The following is a 17,859-nucleotide window of genomic DNA, read 5'->3' as shown; positions in this document are numbered from 1 at the left end:
ACTATGGCGAAGAGACAATTAACACAAAAGGAAAAAAGAATCAATAAAATCATCAGCGTTTTGGCGTGGATTCTTATCATCAGCGGAATAACAGGAATGTTAAGCTTCTATCTTTTTTCGAGAAAAAATGTAACGACCAACGATGCGCAGATCGAACAGTACATTACACCGGTTTCCAGCAAAGTTTCGGGGTTTATAAAAACAATAAAATTCAGTGAAAACCAGTTTGTGCATAAAGGCGACACTTTACTTATCATCGACAACCGCGAATTTATCAATCAGGTAAAAATAGCGGAAGCCGGTCTCCATGCCAATTCAGATAATATCAATACCATCGAAAGCGGAGTGAATACGAAAGAAAGTGACACTAAAATTATTGATGCAAAAATTGCTTCCGCCAAAATCGACATCTGGAAAACCGAACAGGATTTTAAACGATATAAAAATTTAGTGGATGAAGATGCTGCAACCGATCAGCAGTTTGAAAATGCAAAAGCTTTGTACGAACAAGCAAAAGCGAGTCTATCAGCTTTAGAACAGCAAAAAAACGCGGTAAAAGCAGGCGTTAGTGAGCAAAAAACGAAAATCGCTCCGGTAAAAAGCCAGGTACAGCAAAGTTCTGCCAATCTTAACAATGCGAAGCTTTTTCTTTCTTATACTTTTGTTACCGCGCCCTACGACGGTTGGGTAGGAAAGAAAACCATTCAGGAAGGACAGCTCATCAAAGAAGGTCAGGCTTTGGTTCAGATCGTAAGCAAAGAAAAATGGATCATTGCCAATTATAAAGAAACGCAGTTGGGACAAATCGATCAGGAAAAAGAAGTCACTATCACCGCAGATGCGTATCCTGATGTGGAATTTAAAGGAAAAATCGTTTCGGTTTCTCCAGCTTCAGGCTCCCAGTTTTCTTTGATAAAGCCGGATAATGCAACAGGAAATTTTGTAAAAATAGAGCAGCGATTTCCGGTAAAAATCATTCTCGATAAAAATCAAAACAATGAAAAATTGCTTTCCGGAATGAACGTTCTGGTGAGTGCGAGGAAGATTTAGAGTTTGAATATTTGAGAGTGAGAGAGTGAGAGGGTTTGAGTTTTTTTTAGTGTTTTCATTTTTCTCGGATTTTTAATTAACCAATCAATTATTTTTAGCGAAAAGGCAGAATACAATTTTGCCATCTTACCTTTTTTTTACAATTTTCTGTCTTTTCGCAATTTTTTATTTTTTTTATTCAATTAATCATGCATCACAATTCAGTTTATCATCGATGGGTTCCGCAGTGGCTGAAACTTCCGCTTCTTATTCTCGCGCTTTTTCCGCATCTGATGCTGCTGTCGCTTCTGCATTCCAACAGTGCTTTTACGGCTTCTTTCATGGATGCAGATTCCGATGATATACAATATTTAATGATCCTGATGTACGGAACATTTGTGGTCACGCTTTTGGTGATACAGCGTTTTATGGCATATTTCAGCGTAAAATATTATACTTTGCTGATGTCTTCCGCTTCCATTCTCATTCTTTACGGACTTTCTGTTACGCATGATTATCATATAATTCTTGTCATCCGTTTTCTGGAAGGAATTTTCGGAGTTCTGGAAGGCGCTATATTTCTCCCGCTTATTGTGGCTGAATTAAAGACAAAACACGCCAAAGAAATTGCCTACCTTTTTATGTACACCATTATTCTTACGGGCGGAACATTGACCACTTCCCTGCTGAAATCAAGCATAGAAAACTACGATTTCCGCCACATGATTCTCATGATGGTCTATTTTCACGTTTTCGTTCTGGTAATGGCTTTTGCTATTTTCAATAAGAACAGATTTTTCCCGAAAAAACCTTTGTATCAACTTGATATTACAAGCTGGTTTTTGCTTTGGGGATGTCTTCAGGCAGGAGGTTACGCGCTGATCTATGGAAAAAGACTGATGTGGTTTGAATCTGATCGTATTGTATTCTGTTTTTTACTGTTCCTGATTTTTGGAGGATTATTCATGCTGAAACAGAGAAATCAGCCGCGCTCGTTTTTTCATTTTGAAGTTTTCAGCTCAAAAAATGTAATTGTAGGCGTTATTCTTTTCTTTATCTTTTATATTCTCAGAGCTTCCATCAACAATGTATACAGCGTGATGGCTGTTGTCTGGAAATGGCAGTGGGATTATATTGTGGAAGTTCAGTACTGGAACGTTGCAGGAAGTCTTCTGGGCGTTTTTCTGTCCGCATTGTGCATCACGAAAGGTGCTTCTTCAAGGCTTGTATTTTTTACCGGATTTTTAATTTTAGCCATAGACAGCGCATGGTTTACCTACACTTTTTATCCGGATACAACGCTTCAGACGATTTGTCCGCCCTTGTTTCTTCAGGGAGTCGGACAAGGCTTGCTTTTTACTCCGCTTGTGTTCTTTTTAATCGCAGGAATGCCGGAACAGTACGTTTCCAATGCGACCGCAGTAGGAACTGCCACAAGATTCTGGACAACGGCAATCGGCTATGCGTTGATGCAGAATCTGATGCTTTTTTTAACGCTAAAACATTCCGATTCTTTAAGCTCGGAATTTGTAAGCACAAACCCGATTTTCGCGTCGCAATGGAGCCAGATTTTTGGAAATACCATTTCGAAACTTCCGGTAAATGACTCTTTGTCTGTCACTGCCGGAATCTTTAAGTCAAAAATAAATTCACAGGCAATTCTGCTTTCCAATATGGAGATTTTTACAGGATTGTTCTGGCTGGCTTTAATTACCGCAGTAATTATTTTACTGTATCATCCGGTGAAAATTGTGGTAAGGAATATTATTTAAATAAAAAAACCGGGAGAAATTCCCGGTTATGATTATGATTTTGGAGACCAGACGTTGAAAAACTCTTTTACTTTTTCAAGGCTGTATCCTTTTCCTTCCTCTAAAACGTCGCTTTGCTGAACGTGGATCATTTTACCATTCTGATCCAGAACGATGAAAACCGGATATCCGAATTTCGTTCCCGGATCGCCGTATTTCGCAAATATCTTTTCGTTTTTGTTTTCCGGAGAATAATTCAGGTGGTAATATACATAATTATCGTCCACTAGTTTTTTCAGTTCCGGAGTGGTCTGTACATACTGATTGAATCTTAAACACCAGATGCACCAGTTTCCTCCTGCCTGAATCATGATGTTTTTCTTCTCCTTTTTCGCTTTTGCAATAAGATTCTGTATATCTTTTTCTGCATCCGCTTTCGGATCATAAGGTTTTGGAAGCTTTGCCTTCTCTTCTGCCGCTTTTTTCTTGGCATCCAGTTCGGCATGATCTGTCTTTACCAATAACGCCTTTTCTTCTTTGCTTTTGTCTTCCTGTCTTATGGTATTGGTATTCTGGGAGAAAGCGATAGAGCTTAACCCCATAAATGCTATTAATGATAATTTTTTCATACGTTAAAAATAAAAAAATAATACTATTTGTAAGCAAAAATAGAACCATAATTTTATTATACGTAAATTTGCATGTTTTATGAATTTCCTTATCAAAATATTATACCTGATCTCCAAACTTCCCCTGAAAGTTTTGTATGTATTTTCAGACATTATTTTCTTTCTGAATCATTATATCGTCGGCTACAGAAAAAATGTAATTACCCAAAACCTGAAGAATTCTTTTCCAAAAAAAACGGATGAAGAAATTGCAGAGATCCGGAAGAAATTCTATCTCAACTTTTCCGATTATCTTGTAGAAACGGTAAAATCTTTCAGTATTTCCGAAACAGAATCTCGGGTAAGAATGCAGCACATCAATCAGGAAGTTTTTCATGAGGCAAAAGCGGAAGGAAAAAATGTGATTATGCTTGCGGGACATGTTTTCAACTGGGAATGGATCAATGCACTGGCAAAAGTAATTCCGCAGGATCACTGCCATCCTGTTTACAGAAAAGTGAACAGTGATTTCTGGGAAAACCAGATGAAAAAAGTCCGTAATAAATTCGGGAATGAAGCACTGGAAGCGAATGAAGTAATCATGCACATTTTCAGATCCAAAAGCAAAGGCAGTTCTGCTTATATGTTTGTGGCAGACCAGACTCCCCACTTTTCCCACGTTAATTACGGTTTAGAATTTTTAAACCAGAGAACTCCGGTTTTTATCGGGTATGATAAACTGGCAACAAGAATGGATCTGGCGTTCATTTACTGTGAAATGAAGAAGGTAAAACGCGGTTATTATCAGGTTAATTATCACAGAATTTATCCGGACGGAGAAAAATTTGTGGAAAATGAAGTGGTGAAAAAATTCCATAGACTATTGGAAAACACGTTGAATAAAAGACCCGATAACTATCTTTGGTCGCACAGAAAATGGAAATATCAGGATTCTATAAAAACTTTTGATTCAGAAAAAATTTAATTTCTCATGTCGAAAAAATTAGCAGTCGTTATTTTAAACTGGAACGGAAAAAGCTGGCTGGAAAAATTTCTTCCCAATGTGGTTCAGTTTTCTCAAAATGCTGATATTTATGTAGTTGATAATCTTTCCACCGATGATTCTGTCGATTTTCTTCAAAAGAATTTTCCTTCGGTACAGATTATTGAAAACAATAAAAATTACGGCTTTGCAGGAGGCTACAATGAAGGTTTAAAAGAAATTAAAAATGAATTGTACTGTCTTCTGAATTCCGATGTGGAGGTTACCGAAAACTGGATCGATCCTGTTTTGGAACTCTTTGAAAAAGATTCTTCCATTGCCGCGGTTCAGCCAAAAATCCTTTCCTACAAAAATAAAAACTACTTCGAATTTGCGGGTGCAGGAGGCGGATTAATCGATAATTTAGGTTATCCGTATTGCAGAGGAAGAGTTTTTGATGATCTGGAAGAAGATAAAGGGCAGTATGATGATGAAACGGAAATTTTCTGGGCTTCAGGATGCTGTTTATTTATTCGAAGCAAAGATTTTTGGGAGCAGAAAGGTTTTGATGAACGGTTTTTTGCACATCAGGAAGAAATTGATCTTTGCTGGAGACTGATTAATTCGGGAAAGAAAATTTTTTATATCGGAAAATCAAAAGTATATCATGTTGGCGGAGGAACTTTAAACAAGCAAAGTGCACAGAAAACCTATTTAAACATTCGAAATAATTTTTCGATGTTATTAAAGAATCTGCCTTTTCCAAAATTAATCTGGCTGATTTTTTTCAGATTGTGCCTTGACGGAGCTGGCTCATTTTATTTTGCCTATAAAAATGGAATTTCCCATTTTTGGGCAGTTTTAAGAGGACATTTCGGATTTTACGCACAGATTCCCGGCACTTTAAAACGCCGTCACAAACATCAGAAAACAGATTATTACCAAGCCAAATGGCTTGTTTTCAAACACTTTTTAGGCGGTAAAAAGAAAATTTAAACCCTTAAAACTATAAACTTTATTTATGGATTTCTGCGCAATAGATTTTGAAACGGCAACTCACGAGCGAAATTCCGCGTGTGAGCTTGGAATCTGTGTTGTGCAGGATTCAAAAATAATTGAGACCAAAACATGGCTCATCAAACCACCTAGTTTTCCTTATTTCAGTCCTTTTAATGTGGATGTTCACGGTATTCTTCCGGATGATGTGAAAGATGCTCCTACTTTTGACGAAATCTGGTATGAAGTGGAGGAAATGATGTATGGAACGTTAATGATTGCCCATAACGCAGCGTTTGACGCAGGTGTTCTTCGCGGATGCCTGAATCATTATGGAATGTTCACTCCAAAACTCAACTACCTGTGCAGTATTCAGTTAGCTAAAAAATCATGGAATTATCTTCCGAGATATGGATTAAAACATCTTGCTGAATACCACCAGATCAGTTTTAACCATCACAGAGCGGGTGACGATGCAGAGGTTTGTGCTAAAATATCTTTACTGGCTTTTGAAAAACTGTTTCTCACAAGCAATGAAGAGGTGAATGATCTGATGAAATTAAAAATAAAAAAACTTTAATCTTTTTGCTATTCTTTCGAATTAAAACAGCCAAATTCCAGAATGCAGAATTTAATTTCCAGATTTTGGAATTTTAATTGCTTAAAACTTCTGATAAAAGATTGAATTTAGGAATATCAATTTCAAAGCTTTCCTGCGTTTCCACATTTTTTACAAGGTATTTTCCGCTCATATTTCCCACTCCGGAACGAAGCATCACATTGGAGAAATAAGCGAAATTTTCGCCTGTAGGAATCTCAGGAGTCAAGCCGATTACGCCATCCCCGATGATCTCTGTATATCCGAAGCCTACGTCGAAGATCAGCCATTTTCTTTTAAGAATTTTTATCGGAAAACTTCCTTCGTTTTCAATAACGATGTTGTATTTAAAAACGTGTCTGTTTTCGGACGGATAACTGTTTTTGCTATCATATTCAGGTATTACTGAAACTTTGATATTGGAGGTCATTTTAGAAAACATCATCTTAGTATTTATTACAAGAGATACAAAAATCTCGCCTTTTTGAGGCGAGATTTGTATTTATACTATAATTTTTATCAATAATTATAATCCAAGACCTTTTCTTTCGTCTCCGTTCATTAAGATACCAACCGGATTGTCGATTGCTTCTTTTACTGCAACTAAGAATCCTACAGACTCTTTTCCGTCGATAATTCTGTGGTCATAAGACATCGCAACGTACATCATCGGACGAATTACCACCTGTCCGTCAACCGCAACCGGTCTCTGGATAATGTTGTGCATCCCTAAGATTGCAGATTGAGGAGGGTTAATGATAGGTGTAGACATCATAGATCCGAAAGTTCCACCGTTTGTAATGGTGAACGTTCCGCCTGTCATTTCATCAACAGTGATTTTTCCGTCTCTTACTTTGGTTGCTAAATCTTTGATGTTGGCTTCAACACTTGCAAAAGACATATTTTCAGCATTTCTCAATACAGGAACCATTAATCCTTTCGGACCTGAAACCGCAATTGAAATATCGCAGAAATCATAGTTTACTTTGAAATCTCCGTCGATAGATGCGTTTACATCAGGATACATCTGTAAAGCTCTTGTTACCGCTTTTGTAAAGAAAGACATGAAACCAAGTCCTACTCCGTGTCTCTGAGCAAATTCTTCTTTATATAATTTTCTTAATCTGAAGATTTCAGACATGTCAACTTCATTGAAAGTTGTTAACATTGCCGTTTCATTCTTCACAGAAACTAATCTCTGAGCGATTTTTCTTCTAAGAACTGAAAGTTTAGTCGTAGTTGTAGATCTGGAACCTGTAGCGGTAACAGGGTTTCCTCCCAATGCAGGAACTGCAGCCAGTTCAGCGTCTGATTTAGTAATTCTTCCGTCTCTTCCGCTTCCTGAAACCTGTGAAGCATCCATTCCTTTTTCGTCAAGAATTTTTTTAGCAGCAGGAGAAGGAGCACCTGTTGCGTAAGTCTGCGTAGCAGCAGCTACAGGCTGAGCAGCAGGTTGTGGAGCTGGAGCTTCCTGTTTAGCAGGTTCAGCCGCTTTAGGAGCCTCTTCCTGTTTTGGAGCTTCAGCAGCAGGAGCAGCGCTTCCTGAAGGTTTTGCAGCATCCATATCGATTAAACAAACCACCTGTCCTACTTGTACAACGTCACCTTCTTCAGCTTTCAGAGTGATTACACCACTTTGTTCAGCAGGCAATTCAAGAGTAGCTTTATCTGAATCTACTTCAGCGATGGGTTGATCTTTTTCTACATAATCACCATCTTTTACAAGCCAAGTTGCGATTTCAACTTCTGTAATTGATTCGCCCGGTGAAGGAACTTTCATTTCTAAAACTGACATATCGTATTTTTTATTTTTTTATTGATTATTATTTTTAATTAAGCGGTTACAGGTCTTTTTACCGGAGCATCGTTTCTGTCGAATACTCTGTTGATTACTGCATTCTGATTTTTCTCAAACATTTTGTGACTTCCCGGAGCCGGAGCACCACTTGGAACCGGAGCAATAACGTTGATTCCTGTTTCTCTGAAGTTTCTTAGGATATAAGACCATGCTCCCATATTTTCCGGTTCTTCCTGAGCCCAAACCAATTCTTTTCTGTTTGAATATTTTTCGAAGATTGCTTCGATAGCATCTGTCTGAAGCGGATATAACTGCTCGAATCTTACCAGTGCAATATTTTCAGCGTTTAATTCTTCTTTTTTAGCTAATAATTCGAAGTATAATTTACCTGAACAAAGTACTAATTTTTCTACTTTTTTAGGATCTGCAGAAGGATCGTCTAAAACCGGCTGGAAACCTCCGTTAGCGAAATCTTCAAGCGGAGAAACCACTTTCGGATGTCTTAACAATGATTTAGGGCTCATTACAATTAATGGCTTTCTGAATGCCCATTTCAACTGTCTTCTTAACAGGTGGAAGTAGTTAGCAGGGGAAGTAATGTTTGCAACCACCATGTTTTCGTTTGCACAAAGGGTTAAAAATCTTTCCAGTCTTGCCGAAGAGTGTTCTGCTCCCTGTCCTTCTGAACCGTGAGGCAATAACATCACCAAACCGTCCTGAATTTTCCATTTTTCTTCTGCGGCTGCAAGATACTGGTCTACGATAATCTGCGCACCGTTCACGAAATCTCCGAACTGCGCTTCCCAAATCGTTAAAGTATTAGGAGAAGCCATGGCATAACCGTAATCAAAACCAAGAACTCCGTACTCGGAAAGGTGAGAGTTGAATACATCAAATCTGCTTTCAGAAACCTGTCTTAACGGGATATATTCTTCTTCGGTATCTTCTGTTTTTACAACTGCGTGTCTGTGAGAGAATGTTCCTCTTTCCACATCTTCACCGGAAATTCTTACATTGTGGCCTTCAACAAGAAGCGTTGCATAAGCCAGCCATTCTCCAAGAGCCCAGTCTAAAGAGTTCCCTTCAATCGCTTTTAATCTGTTTTCGAAAAGTCTTGTAATTTTATTTAAGAACTTTTTATCTGCCGGAAGTGTAGACATTTTAACAGCCAGTTCTTTCAGCTTTTCAAGGTCATATTTTGTATCAACAGGCTCCTGAACTGCTCCTCTTTTCCCAATCGGATAATTCGTCCAGTCATCTGCCATGAAAACATCCATTACGTTCTTTTCAATTTCTTTGGAAGCATCAAAATCTTTATCTAAAAGTGCTTTGAATTCTGTTTCCATTTTAGCGATCACATCATTGGATGTTACGTTGTCTTTCAGTAATTTATCTTTATAAATTTCTCTCGGATTCGGGTGCTTGGAAATTGTTTTGTATAAATTAGGCTGTGTAAATCTTGGTTCATCCCCTTCGTTATGACCATATTTTCTGTATCCTAACAAATCGATATACACGTCTTTTCCAAACTTCGCTCTGAAATCAGCCGCAAAATGGATCGCATGAACCACCGCTTCTGCATCATCTGCATTCACATGCATTACAGGAGATTCTGTAACTTTAGCAACGTCTGTACAGTATGTAGAAGATCTCGCATCCATATAATTTGTTGTAAACGAAACCTGGTTGTTTACCACGATATGAACCGTCCCTCCTGTTTTATAACCTTCTAAAGTCATCATCTGCGCAACTTCGTAAGCAATACCTTGCCCCGCAATCGCTCCGTCACCATGAATAATGATTGGTAAAACTTTAGAATAATCTTTGTATTTATCGTCCACTTTTGCACGGCAGATTCCTTCTACAAGGGCTGCAACCGTTTCAAGGTGAGACGGGTTCGGTGTTAGATTAATAGAAACTTCTTCTCCTGAAGCTGTTTTGATTTTTTTGGATGAACCTAAGTGGTATTTTACGTCTCCTGAGAATACATCTTCTTCAAATTCTTTTCCTTCAAATTCTGAGAAAATCTGCTTGTAAGATTTACCGAAAATATTGGTTAAAACATTTAATCTTCCTCTGTGCGCCATTCCTAAAACCACTTCATCTACGCCCAACTGAGAAGATCTTGAGATCAACTGATCCAAAGCAGGAATTAAAGTTTCACCACCTTCCAATGAGAATCTTTTCTGCCCTACAAATTTGGTGTGAAGGTAATTTTCAAACGCTACCGCCTGATTTAATTTTAATAAAATCTCCGTTTTTTCGTTGGCTGAAAGATTCGGGTGGTTTTCATTTACCTGAAGCCACTGCTTGATGAAATCTTTTTCTTCAACATTGTTGATGTGCATATATTCTACACCGATAGAATCACAGTAAATGTTTTCTAAGTGGGTGATGAGATCCTGTAGTGTTGCAGGACCTTTCATTCCTGTTTCAACCGCACAGTTGAATTTTGTGTTTAAATCTGACTTATCCAGACCGAAATTTTCGATGTCCAAAGTCGGCGTATAATGTCTTCTTTCTCTTACCGGGTTTGTTTTGGTAAACAAATGTCCTCTCGTCCTGTACGCCTCAATAAGGTTTACAACCTTGAATTCTTTTTTGATGTGCTCAGGAACTTCACCGTTTGATGCCGCCTGAGTTGCCTGCTGTACTACAACAGGAGCTGAAGCTGCCGGAGCCTGAATATATTGAACGTTATCATCGTCTCCGTAGTTCTCCAAAGCAAAATCGAAGCCCTGAAAGAAGGCTTTCCAAGATGGTTCCAAAGAATCCGGATATTTTAAGTACTGTTGGTATAAATCCTCAATTAACTGAGAATGAGCTGCGTTTAGGAATGAAAATCTGTCCATTATTACAGTTTATCTGTTATTAAAATTTGTTTGTAGAATTAAGCTTCAAATTTAATAAAAAAAACCGATTCTGAACAGCCTTTAAAGTATTAAAAAAACTATAAAAGAAATAAATCTGCAGAATTTACTTAAATACTGATAATGAGAGTTTCATATTGACATCCTGATCTTCCGTCGGGCGTTCGAGAAAAGTCTGACGAATATCATTAAAACGCATCTCGTCTTTCTTGGCTTTCTGGATTAATTGTTGTATAGCCTTTACTCTTCCTGCATAGTTTCCTTTGTAATACATCACATAGTTCTGGGTTGGATTAATGGTTCTGAAACTGAAGTTATTATCTGTAACCCCAAACTTTTTAGACAGAGGAATCCCCAGAAAATAGGATACTTCTTTGTCTTTGTAATTATCTGCGTCTGTAATGAGCATCGGGAAACCGAATTCATCATCTTTTTTGCCCAGATCCATCGTGGTGTAATTATAAATTTTGTTATAATTCATCACAATATTTTTGTAAAGGGCATCTTTTTTGTTGGAAGTACTTACGTTTATTCCCAGCAATAATTTTTCTTCTTCATTTTCAACCATCAGACTGTCGTATTTTATTGAAGCCATCTGATTGTCTTTTTCCACTTTATTTCCTAAAACATTTTTAAGATTTGCCATACTTTTATTGATGTTTTCGGCAAAACGGTCTTCGGTCCAGAAATTTTCAACTCTTCTTAAAACAGAAAGTTTCGGGGTATGAACAACCCATGTAATTTTGGTTTTTTCAGCGGACACCGCTTTAAATTTAACGTCGACAACAGTCGGGCTTTCATTTTTTTCTTCAAAAAGCTGATATCTTAGAGATTTATTCGGGTTTTCGTAACGGATAAACATTTCGCCATCCGTATCGTTCTTAGGATCTACATAGCTGATGGAACTTCCCTGTCCTTCATACGGCGTATAATAATCGATATCAATAGACTGAGAACTTGTAAAGAAATTATTCCATCGCGTAAAATGCTGCAGGTTATTGAACTGTAAAAAGACTTTTTCCAAAGGATAATCGATCTCCTTTTCTATTTTGAAATCTTTGCTTTCATCCACAAAATAATACATCGAAGCCGAATAAGCTCCGATCAGCAAGACAATAATTACCGCTATGATTTTAAAAAAACGCATTGTACAAAAATATAGAAAATAACAAGAGTGACCAATATACTGATCACTCTGTTTTAATTATTTTGGGATGGAAGATAGAGGAAGTGATGTCGGAAGTTTAGTTATGATGGTTTAGTTTTGAAAATTATCTTCACCAAAAACCATATTTATCATTAAAATTAATTTAAGTTAAACTTCAATATTTTCCCTCTTCCAGCTTCAAACATCCAGTCTTTTAACCAATATGAGTTCCCGGCTTGATAACCGCTCCTTTTTTCACCACGATAATTCCGTCCTGTACAGAATGTGTTCCGTAATCTCCGTCCTGAATATGTTTTCCACCAATAATTCTCACATTATCGCCGATGTAGCAGTTTTTATCCAAAATGGCTTTCTCAATATAGCAATACTTCCCGATTCCCATGTTCGGCTGTCCGTTTCTGTCATTCTTCACAATTTCTGTGGTATCCTGATAAAAATCGGCTCCCATCACATAAGAATTTACAATCGTACTTCCTTTGTCTATTCTGGTTCTGTTTCCGATGACAGAATTTTCAATTTTATCTGCCAGAATGATGCATCCGTCGCCAAAAACAGCTTTGCTTACATAAGAACCGTTTACTTTTGATGGCGGAAGCATTCTTGCGCGTGTAAAGACAGGCGAAGAGGAAAATAAATTGAACTTAGGAAAATCCTGACAAAGATCGAGATTGGCTTCGTAGAAGGATTCAATGGTTCCGATATCCGTCCAGTACCCTTCATACTGATAGCTTAATGTTGTGTATTTTCCGATGGAATTCGGAATGATATCCTTTCCGAAATCATCTCCTGCTCCTTCATCAAACATCTTTTTCAAAATGCTTTTCGTGAAGATATAAATTCCCATGGAAGCCAGATATTCTTTTCCGGCGTGTTTATTTTCTTCCGAAACTTCAGATTTTAATCCTTCTAAAAGATCATACCCCGGTTTTTCCACAAACGAAGTGATATTGCCTTCGTCATCGGAACTTAAAATTCCGAAACCTGTAGCGTCTTTTGCATTCACCGGAATGGTGGCAATGGTTACATCGCCGCCTTTTTCAATATGAAAATTCAGCATTTCCCTAAAATCCATCTGGTACAACTGGTCTCCTGAAAGAATCAGGATATAATCATAATCATACTTTTCAAGGTGCTTCATCGACTGGCGAACTGCATCTGCGGTTCCCTGATACCAACTGTCGTTTTCAACGTTCTGTTCCGCAGCCAAAATATCTACAAAACCTTTGCTGAAAATATCAAAATGATAAGAATTTTTGATATGGGAATTTAATGAAGCTGAATTGAACTGCGTTAGAACCAGAATTTTATTTAATCCTGAATTTAAACAGTTGGAAATAGGAATATCCACCAATCTGTATTTTCCCGCGATGGGTACAGCCGGTTTGGATCTTGAATACGTAAGTGGGAACAATCTGGTTCCTCTACCTCCTCCTAAAACAATGGAAATTACATTGCGATTCATAGTTTATCTTGCGTTTTATTTTATTAGGTTTACTGTTCTGTTTTTTAAATCTACATTTACTGTAAATGCAATCCCTTCTTCAGGATATATTTTGTTAATATTTACTTTATAAAATTCCGGTCTGCCCAACTCTTCAGCATCTTTATCCAGATCATCAATTTCAATCTTATGCTTAGCCAGTTCTTTTCTGAATACTTTATTGGTGATTAAAACATCCATGATGTCCACTTGTTTCATCGTATAATCTTGAATATCCTTATCATATAAATCTTTCCAGTTCTTGCCATATCTTTTTTGAAGAGCTAGATTTGTTTTTTTATTTTCAGATCTTACACTGTCCATCAATTCTTGGGTAACTTCACATCCTGCAACTCTTACTGTTTTTATTTTCCATTTTTTGTTAACTACTTTTTCGATTTCTTCTCTCTGAAAATCTGGAAGTCCATAAGTTAAAAACCAATAGTATCCGTCTTTATGGATCATCGTTTCCTCTTTTTGATGACAGGAAAAAACGATCATTAATAAAAATAGAAAATACAGCTTTTTCACGATTTAATTCTTATATAAAGCTATGTATTTTTCGGCTGATTTTTCCCATGCAAAGTCAAAATTCATATTAGCAAGGATTAAATTTTCCATTTCACCTTTTTTATTGTAAACCAATAAGGCTCTGTTCATTGCATGGATAATATCGTCTACTCCCGGAAACGTAAAATTAATTCCCGCTCCACCTGTGGAAACATCTTCCACCGTGTCTCTTAATCCTCCTGTATACCGCACAATCGGAACGGTTCCGTATCTCATGGAATACATCTGGTTAAGACCGCATGGTTCCACTCTCGACGGCATGAGCAAAAAGTCCGCTGAAGCGTATATTTTATGGGAAAGATGTTCCTTATATCCAAGATCCAGAGCGAAATTGCTGTAAACGTAATCGTACTCTTTCAGTTTATTTTCAATATAAGAATTTCCGGATCCCAGAATCATGATATTTAAAGCACCATAACTCTGCTTAATGCTTTTCCAGACCACATCGGGAAGAAAATCTGCTCCTTTCTCTGTGGCAAATCTTCCGATGAAGGCAAACAACGGAAGTTCCGGCTTCAAGCCGTATTCTTTACAAAGTCTTTCTTTATTCTTTTTCTTCTGGGCAATGGCATTTTTAACATTAAAATTAAAATCCAGCATCGGATCGGTTTCCGGATTCCAGACTTCCGTGTCAATTCCGTTAATGATTCCGTAGGCTTTCCCGAATTCATCACGAACAAGGCTTTCCAGACCTCTGAAACTTACAAAAAGTTCTTCAAGATACCCCTGTGAAACCGTTGTAAAAGCATTGGCACATTTAATCATACTTGCCAAAGGATTGATGACTCCGTTCCAGTCCAGCAATCCCCATTTATACTGATCGAATGACGGCATATAATTCGCCATTTCCCAGCTCATCATTCCCTGATATTCACCATTGTGGATTGTTCCTATGGTTTTTATGCCTTTTAAGAATGAAAATTCAGGACAATGCTCAATCATGAAAGGAACTAACCCTGTGTGATAATCATGACAATGCAAAACATCCGGTCGAATACCCATCGCACTCAGCCAATGAAGCGCTCCGTGCTGAAAAGCTAAAAACTGAAAACTTTCATCCGAATATCCGTAAGGATTATCTCGATCCAAAAGCCCCGGAATTCTTACCATAAAAAGCTCAAAGCCCAAAGCATTGGTTTTTTCCTTTAAAACCTGTACCTGAAGCATACTTGGACCCTGGTGAATGAAGCCATCAAAAACTATGTCAAACTCATGATCATGCACGAAAGATTTGTTGTACCAAGGCATAACCACCTTCGCATCAATATCTTTAATTTTATTCTGATATTTTGGTAAAGCTCCCACCACATCTGCCAAACCGCCTACTTTTGCCACCGGATAACATTCCGTACTTAGATGATAAATGATCATTTTTTCTCTCTCGTTTATTATTTATATCTTAATTAAAATCTTCGATATTCGGGGATTTATAAATCTCAAATACAAAAAAAGATCTGTTTTCTGTAAACTCTTCTTTGATTATAATGTTTACATCATCTGACCGAAAAGCCATAAAGCTGTATTTATCTATATTATTCGCATCAAATTGGGAAGAAGGATCAAATTCAAAACGCTTTCTTTTGAATTCCGTGAAACTCTCCTCTTCTGTATTGTCTTCCATTATTTCCCATTCCGTTTCTTCAACCTGCTGTTTGCTGATAAACTTAAACTCAAAATCCTTTACTGTTCTAAGATAATCTATGATTTCCAGAGTTTTATTTTTATCTTCAATGAAATCAATCTGACAAATCTTATTTCTTAGAAACTCTATTTTATATTTTTCAATTTTAAAAGTAAAAAAATATAAATCTCCATTGAATTTTCCATCGCTTACAGGAGCATTAATTCCGGCTTTCGAAAACGACTCCAGAGTTTCACTGTCGAAATCCGTCCTTATAATGACATCCTTAAGACTTTTATAGTCTTTTCCTAAAATTTCTAATAACTGAATCATTACTTTTTATGTTGTTTGATTCTGTTATGCTTATTGTACTTTTTGTCTTTTCTTTTCAAAATAATTCCTGAAAGCGGCGGCAGACTTACGCTGATGGATTTCTGGTGATTCTTGTATTCCTCATACTGTTCACTGAAAATTTCAGGTTTATAACCGCTTCCCGAATACCGTTCATCATCAGAATTGAAAATAATCTCCCAATGACTCGCTGCATTCACCCCAATTTTATAATCCAGAACTTCAGGCTTCAGATTGAGAATCACCATAAAAACATCATCTTTTTTCTTTCCTTTCCTCAAATAGACATATACAGAATTTTCCAAATCATCTGCTTCCACCCATTCAAAGCCTTCCCTGCTGAACTGATTTTCATAGAAAGCCGTTTCATATCTGTAAAGGTGATTAAGATCTTTCACTAATGTCTGCAAACCTTTATGAACAGGATATTCCAGCAAATGCCAATCCAGACTCTGCTTAAAATTCCATTCACTGGTCTGCCCGAATTCATCGCCCATAAAAAGCAGTTTTGCTCCGGGATGCGTAAACATATATACATACAAAGCGCGAAGATTGGCAAATTTCTGCCATTCATCGCCTTTCATTTTATAGATCAGACTTGCTTTTCCGTGTACCACTTCGTCATGCGACAAAGGCATCATGTAATTTTCATTATACATATACATGGAAGCGAAAGTTAATTTATGGTGATGAAACTTTCTGTTTTCATGTTCTTCTTTAAAATAATCCAGCGTATCGTGCATCCATCCCATCATCCATTTCATTCCGAAACCCACTCCTCCGTCATGAACAGGCTTTGTAAGCATAGGAAAATCTGAACTTTCTTCTGCAATGGTAATGATATTGTCTCCGAACTCTTTATAAACAGCCGTATTAAAATCCTGCAAAAAAGCTTTTGCTTCGAGATTTACATTTCCTCCGTAAATGTTCGGTTCCCATTCTCCTTCATTTCGAGAATAGTCGAGGTGAAGCATGGAAGTTACCGCATCTACACGCAATCCGTCTGCATGATACCGTTCCAGCCAGAACATCGCATTGGAAATCAGAAAAGATTTCACTTCACTTCTTCCGTAGTTGAAAATGTATGATTTCCAGTCAGGATGAAAGCCTTTTCTGGGATCTTCATGTTCGTACAGGTAAGAACCGTCAAATCTGTGCAAACCGTTTGCATCACCCGGAAAATGTGAAGGAACCCAGTCTAAAATCACACCGATTCCGTTTTGGTGAAGCTCATCAATCAAAGACATTAAATCCTGTGGCGAACCGAAACGTGAAGTCGCTGCGTAAAAACCTGTAATCTGATATCCCCAACTCGGATCGTAAGGATATTCCATCACCGGCATAAATTCTACGTGGGTAAAGCCCATTTCTTTAATATAAGGAACGAGTTTTTTCCCGATATCGCGGTAATTCAGAAACTTTTTCGGATCGTCTCCTTCTCTTACCCATGATCCCAAATGGAGCTCATAAACCGACAAAGGAGCATTTAACGTATTTTTTTCCCAGCGGTTTTCCAGCCAGTCTTTATCTTTCCATTCGTACCATGTGGTGGAAACCAATGAGGCAGCCTGAAGATTCTGTTCCCAGCTTAGAGCGTAAGGATCACTTTTTTCTAAAATTTCTCCGCGAGGCGTTTCTATAGCATATTTATACAAAGTTCCCCACGTTAAACCTGCAATGAAGCCTTCCCAGATTCCGGATTCGTCCCATCTCGGAAACAGGATGTGGTCTTTATGGTTCCAGTTGTTGAAATTCCCGATTACCGAAACTTTCTTGGCATTGGGAGCCCAGACTGAGAAATAAACTCCTTTTACTCCATCTTTTTCAGCGGAATGTGCGCCGAATTTATCGTACAGCTTGTAATGCTTACCTTCTTTAAAAAGATAAACATCCTGATCCGTAAAAAGAGTATATGTTTTAACCGAATTCATCACGGTTTTGATTTAATTTTTATATTTTTCTTGAAACTACAAAAAATATCTGCAATAATCATTAATAAATTTTGAATAAATTATTATGTTAAACTCTTTGCAGTAC

The 17,859-nt window shown here is 37.5% G+C and carries 15 protein-coding genes; 5 read left to right on the top strand and 10 right to left on the bottom strand.

What is annotated here, in order from left to right; translation table 11 throughout:
- Nucleotides 1–3: 3 nt before the first annotated feature.
- Entirely contained in the window at nucleotides 4–1,050 is a 1,047-nt protein-coding gene (locus DD829_RS03430) for an HlyD family secretion protein (protein WP_108409184.1), read from the top strand.
- A gap of 188 nt (nucleotides 1,051–1,238) precedes the next feature.
- Nucleotides 1,239–2,801 (top strand): hypothetical protein, encoded by a 1,563-nt coding sequence (locus DD829_RS03425; protein ID WP_108409178.1) that lies wholly within the window; start codon nucleotides 1,239–1,241, stop codon nucleotides 2,799–2,801.
- A gap of 32 nt (nucleotides 2,802–2,833) precedes the next feature.
- On the opposite strand, the gene DD829_RS03420 is transcribed toward DD829_RS03425, so the two are convergent.
- Nucleotides 2,834–3,409: a thioredoxin family protein gene (locus DD829_RS03420; protein ID WP_076390043.1), complete on the bottom strand. Its 576-nt coding sequence runs from the start codon at nucleotides 3,407–3,409 to the stop codon at nucleotides 2,834–2,836.
- Nucleotides 3,410–3,488: 79 nt separating this feature from the next.
- On the opposite strand from DD829_RS03420, the gene DD829_RS03415 reads away from it, so the two are divergent.
- From DD829_RS03415 to DD829_RS03405, 3 genes are read left to right on the top strand one after another with little or no spacing between them, the layout of a single operon-like run.
- Complete coding sequence (locus tag DD829_RS03415) at nucleotides 3,489–4,373, top strand: lysophospholipid acyltransferase family protein (protein ID WP_108409177.1); 885 nt, start codon at nucleotides 3,489–3,491, stop codon at nucleotides 4,371–4,373.
- A gap of 6 nt (nucleotides 4,374–4,379) precedes the next feature.
- On the top strand, nucleotides 4,380–5,366 hold the full coding sequence (locus DD829_RS03410) for a glycosyltransferase family 2 protein (RefSeq protein ID WP_108409176.1): 987 nt from the start codon (nucleotides 4,380–4,382) through the stop codon (nucleotides 5,364–5,366).
- Nucleotides 5,367–5,391: 25 nt separating this feature from the next.
- The gene (locus DD829_RS03405) at nucleotides 5,392–5,946 is read left to right on the top strand and encodes a 3'-5' exonuclease (protein ID WP_108409175.1); all 555 of its coding nucleotides are present in this window, start codon (nucleotides 5,392–5,394) and stop codon (nucleotides 5,944–5,946) included.
- A 73-nt stretch (nucleotides 5,947–6,019) separates the two neighbouring features.
- Here DD829_RS03405 and apaG read toward each other — a convergent pair whose 3' ends face one another.
- The 9 genes from apaG to glgB form a co-directional block, all read right to left on the bottom strand.
- On the bottom strand, nucleotides 6,020–6,394 hold the full coding sequence (apaG, locus tag DD829_RS03400) for a Co2+/Mg2+ efflux protein ApaG (RefSeq protein WP_228408115.1): 375 nt from the start codon (nucleotides 6,392–6,394) through the stop codon (nucleotides 6,020–6,022).
- 96 nt (nucleotides 6,395–6,490) lie between these two features.
- A complete protein-coding gene (gene odhB / locus DD829_RS03395) occupies nucleotides 6,491–7,759 on the bottom strand; it encodes a 2-oxoglutarate dehydrogenase complex dihydrolipoyllysine-residue succinyltransferase (RefSeq protein ID WP_087710416.1) in 1,269 nt (422 codons plus the stop codon).
- A 38-nt stretch (nucleotides 7,760–7,797) separates the two neighbouring features.
- On the bottom strand, nucleotides 7,798–10,614 hold the full coding sequence (locus tag DD829_RS03390; protein WP_108409173.1) for a 2-oxoglutarate dehydrogenase E1 component: 2,817 nt from the start codon (nucleotides 10,612–10,614) through the stop codon (nucleotides 7,798–7,800).
- 124 nt (nucleotides 10,615–10,738) lie between these two features.
- The gene (locus DD829_RS03385; RefSeq protein ID WP_076390036.1) at nucleotides 10,739–11,779 is read right to left on the bottom strand and encodes an SRPBCC domain-containing protein; all 1,041 of its coding nucleotides are present in this window, start codon (nucleotides 11,777–11,779) and stop codon (nucleotides 10,739–10,741) included.
- A 214-nt stretch (nucleotides 11,780–11,993) separates the two neighbouring features.
- Nucleotides 11,994–13,262 carry a glucose-1-phosphate adenylyltransferase gene (locus DD829_RS03380; RefSeq protein ID WP_108410496.1) on the bottom strand — a complete coding sequence of 423 codons (1,269 nt, stop codon included), beginning with the start codon at nucleotides 13,260–13,262 and terminating at the stop codon, nucleotides 11,994–11,996.
- 15 nt (nucleotides 13,263–13,277) lie between these two features.
- On the bottom strand, nucleotides 13,278–13,811 hold the full coding sequence (locus DD829_RS03375) for a hypothetical protein (RefSeq protein ID WP_123906795.1): 534 nt from the start codon (nucleotides 13,809–13,811) through the stop codon (nucleotides 13,278–13,280).
- A 3-nt stretch (nucleotides 13,812–13,814) separates the two neighbouring features.
- On the bottom strand, nucleotides 13,815–15,221 hold the full coding sequence (locus tag DD829_RS03370; protein WP_108410498.1) for a glycogen synthase: 1,407 nt from the start codon (nucleotides 15,219–15,221) through the stop codon (nucleotides 13,815–13,817).
- A gap of 28 nt (nucleotides 15,222–15,249) precedes the next feature.
- A complete protein-coding gene (locus tag DD829_RS03365; RefSeq protein ID WP_116547525.1) occupies nucleotides 15,250–15,804 on the bottom strand; it encodes a hypothetical protein in 555 nt (184 codons plus the stop codon).
- Nucleotides 15,804–17,753 (bottom strand): 1,4-alpha-glucan branching protein GlgB, encoded by a 1,950-nt coding sequence (gene glgB / locus DD829_RS03360; protein ID WP_185140300.1) that lies wholly within the window; start codon nucleotides 17,751–17,753, stop codon nucleotides 15,804–15,806. Before glgB ends, DD829_RS03365 begins: the two co-directional genes overlap by 1 nt.
- Nucleotides 17,754–17,859: the final 106 nt, after the last annotated feature.

The organism is Chryseobacterium sp. HMWF035 (assembly GCF_003094695.1).
Classification (GTDB): domain Bacteria; phylum Bacteroidota; class Bacteroidia; order Flavobacteriales; family Weeksellaceae; genus Chryseobacterium; species Chryseobacterium gambrini.
The sequence above is the reverse complement of the archived record's forward strand: the minus strand, read 5'-3'. Positions and strand labels throughout refer to the sequence as shown.

What these genes read in the sequence shown, in the direction of transcription:
- DD829_RS03430 (WP_108409184.1), top strand. Translation starts at nt 4, where the DNA reads ATGGCGAAGAGACAATTAACACAAAAGGAAAAAAGAATCAATAAAATC.
- DD829_RS03425 (WP_108409178.1), top strand. Translation starts at nt 1,239, where the DNA reads ATGCATCACAATTCAGTTTATCATCGATGGGTTCCGCAGTGGCTGAAA.
- DD829_RS03420 (WP_076390043.1), bottom strand. Translation starts at nt 3,409, where the DNA reads ATGAAAAAATTATCATTAATAGCATTTATGGGGTTAAGCTCTATCGCT.
- DD829_RS03415 (WP_108409177.1), top strand. Translation starts at nt 3,489, where the DNA reads ATGAATTTCCTTATCAAAATATTATACCTGATCTCCAAACTTCCCCTG.
- DD829_RS03410 (WP_108409176.1), top strand. Translation starts at nt 4,380, where the DNA reads ATGTCGAAAAAATTAGCAGTCGTTATTTTAAACTGGAACGGAAAAAGC.
- DD829_RS03405 (WP_108409175.1), top strand. Translation starts at nt 5,392, where the DNA reads ATGGATTTCTGCGCAATAGATTTTGAAACGGCAACTCACGAGCGAAAT.
- apaG (WP_228408115.1), bottom strand. Translation starts at nt 6,394, where the DNA reads ATGACCTCCAATATCAAAGTTTCAGTAATACCTGAATATGATAGCAAA.
- odhB (WP_087710416.1), bottom strand. Translation starts at nt 7,759, where the DNA reads ATGTCAGTTTTAGAAATGAAAGTTCCTTCACCGGGCGAATCAATTACA.
- DD829_RS03390 (WP_108409173.1), bottom strand. Translation starts at nt 10,614, where the DNA reads ATGGACAGATTTTCATTCCTAAACGCAGCTCATTCTCAGTTAATTGAG.
- DD829_RS03385 (WP_076390036.1), bottom strand. Translation starts at nt 11,779, where the DNA reads ATGCGTTTTTTTAAAATCATAGCGGTAATTATTGTCTTGCTGATCGGA.
- DD829_RS03380 (WP_108410496.1), bottom strand. Translation starts at nt 13,262, where the DNA reads ATGAATCGCAATGTAATTTCCATTGTTTTAGGAGGAGGTAGAGGAACC.
- DD829_RS03370 (WP_108410498.1), bottom strand. Translation starts at nt 15,221, where the DNA reads ATGATCATTTATCATCTAAGTACGGAATGTTATCCGGTGGCAAAAGTA.
- DD829_RS03365 (WP_116547525.1), bottom strand. Translation starts at nt 15,804, where the DNA reads ATGATTCAGTTATTAGAAATTTTAGGAAAAGACTATAAAAGTCTTAAG.
- glgB (WP_185140300.1), bottom strand. Translation starts at nt 17,753, where the DNA reads ATGAATTCGGTTAAAACATATACTCTTTTTACGGATCAGGATGTTTAT.